The 606-nt window shown below is 60.2% G+C and carries 1 protein-coding gene; it reads right to left on the bottom strand.

Translation table 11 applies throughout. From position 1 onward, the window contains the following. Nucleotides 1–9: 9 nt before the first annotated feature. Nucleotides 10–606: transposase (locus HA052_RS27165; RefSeq protein ID WP_166454446.1), on the bottom strand; the 597-nt coding region annotated here is incomplete at its 5' end.

Below are 606 nucleotides of genomic sequence, written 5' to 3'. Positions count from 1 at the left end.
TAATGCCGTTCACTTAGCGGATCGAACTTGTTTGATCGGGTAACGGGACGGCTGCTTTTTCACAACGCGAGGGCATTCACGCCCTCGCCGTTGTTTCGAAAGTAGCAATTCACCCAAGCGCTCGCGCAGGCGAAGCAGCCGCGCCGGCAAGGTGCCGGGGCTGCTGATTGCTAGCCAGCTCCACTCGTAGCGCAAATAATGCAGCGCCGTCGTAAAGCTCAGATCCGTCGGTCTGACGCTGGCTTCCCCCGCCACCTCGGCCATCTCCAATCGGACCAGGTTATAGGCCAGCAATGCCCCCCAGACCTCCTGCCGAACGGTCTCCGGGGTGCCGCTGCGCAAGGTCAGCTCATCTCCCAACATTTCCTGCTTCAGCTCGCGATAGCTGGTCTCGATTCGCCAGCGATCCTGATATTGCTCCGCGATTTCTTCGGCCGGCCAGGCTTTCCCATCCAGCAATGAGGTCAACAGGATGCGCTGGCGACCATGTCGCGAGATGGTTACGATGGCCCGAGCTTCCCAATAGGCCGGTAGGGTTGGATTGTGTTCGCGGGCCTGCGGCGAGACCTTCATCCGGACCCGGTAATCGGTCGGGTGTGGATCTAG

Origin of the sequence: Chromobacterium fluminis (assembly GCF_011602385.1) — a bacterium.
Lineage (GTDB): Bacteria > Pseudomonadota > Gammaproteobacteria > Burkholderiales > Chromobacteriaceae > Chromobacterium > Chromobacterium fluminis.
The sequence above is the reverse complement of the archived record's forward strand: the minus strand, read 5'-3'. Positions and strand labels throughout refer to the sequence as shown.